We start from the raw sequence: 1364 nt of genomic DNA, 5'->3' as shown, positions 1-1364 counted from the left end.
TCCTCGGCGGGGTGGAGAAGGCGGCGCTGAGGGAGATCGTGATCGGCGTGGCGCTCATCGCCATCATGCAACTCCGCCCGCGCGGCCTATTGCCGGAAACGCCGCCCGGCCCCTTCGTGACCGGAAAGACCAGGGAATGACCGACGACGACCTCCTCGCCCGACTGCGCACCGCGCCCGACCTCTACCCCGCGATGCAGGAGGCCATGGCCGAAGTCGTGGGCCACAGGCTCTTCACCCTCATGGCGATCGACCACGCGCGGGGCGAGGCGGCGCGCATCTACACGAGCCATCCGGTCGAGTACCCCGTCGGCGGCCGCAAGCCGCTCGGCCGGATGACCGGCTGGGGCCGGATCGTGATCGAGGAGCGGCGGCCCTGGGTCGGCTACGACATGGACGACATCCGCTTCGCGTTCTTCGACCACGAGCTGATCGCGAGCCTCGGCTGCGCCTCCTGCCTCAACCTGCCGGTCGTCGACGCGGACGCGCCCGGCGGGCCGCGGGTGATCGGGACGATGAACCTCCTGCACGAAGCGAACCACTACACCCCCGAGGACGCCGTCCGCCTCGCGCCCTTCGCCGAACTCCTCGTGCAGCCCTATCGCGACTGGGCCGCGGCGGCGGGCTGAGCCCTCAGATCCGGGTGTGCATCCGGTAGCCGGGGTGGAAGACCAGCCGGACCGAGGTGATGGTCCGCCCGCCCGACCACGTGGTCCGGTCGAGGACGAAGAGGCCCACGCCCGGCGCACAGCCGAGCGCCGCGGCCTCGGAGGCCGTCGCGGTGATCGCAGAGAAGGCGAAGTCGCCGCCCTCGAAGGGCACCTCGCGCACCAGCCATTCGTTCGGGCTGAGGTCCGCGAAACTCTCGCCCAGCGCCGTGGGGACGGCGCGCGTGTTGATCCAGCGATCCTCGAGCACGTAGGGCGCGCCGTCGGCGGTGTAGAGCGTGCGGATATGGAGGAGTTCCGCCCCCGCCTCCGTCTGCATCCGGGCGCGGATGTCCGGCGGCGGCTCGGCCAGCGCGCGGGACAGCGTGGCGTGGCGGCAGGCGCGACCCTGCGCCTCGATCTCGTCGCGGATGATGGGAATGTCGAGCCGGGCGCGGCGCACCGGGTTCAGCGCCACGCGCGTGCCGGCCTTGCGGCGGCGGTCGAGAAGGCCCTCCTCCGCCAGTTCCCGGAGCGCGCGGTTCACCGTGGCGCGCGCGCAGCCGAACTCGCGCGCGAGCTCCGTCTCGTGCGGGATGAAGTCGCCGGGCCGCCAGAGCCGCGTCGCGATGCGGCGGCGGACCTCGTCCTGCACGCCCTGCCAGTTGCGGATCGCCGCGGCGGTCACAGCGCGTCCCTCAGCGCGCCGAGGGCCGCG

At 72.9% G+C, this 1364-nt stretch carries 2 protein-coding genes; one reads left to right on the top strand and one right to left on the bottom strand.

Features of this window, described 5'->3' with window-relative positions; translation table 11 throughout:
- The first annotated feature begins 136 nt into the window (after positions 1 to 136).
- Positions 137 to 628: a GAF domain-containing protein gene (locus tag ACTS11_RS11135; RefSeq protein ID WP_442640383.1), complete on the top strand. Its 492-nt coding sequence runs from the start codon at positions 137 to 139 to the stop codon at positions 626 to 628.
- Between the two features lie 4 nt (positions 629 to 632).
- Here the strand turns inward: ACTS11_RS11135 and ACTS11_RS11130 are convergent, their stop codons facing one another.
- A complete protein-coding gene (locus ACTS11_RS11130) occupies positions 633 to 1334 on the bottom strand; it encodes a GntR family transcriptional regulator (protein WP_442640382.1) in 702 nt (233 codons plus the stop codon).
- Between the last annotated feature and the right edge of the window lie 30 nt (positions 1335 to 1364).

This window comes from Roseicyclus sp., assembly GCF_052168335.1.
GTDB lineage: Bacteria > Pseudomonadota > Alphaproteobacteria > Rhodobacterales > Rhodobacteraceae > Roseibacterium.
This window is presented reverse-complemented; position numbering and strand designations above follow the sequence as displayed.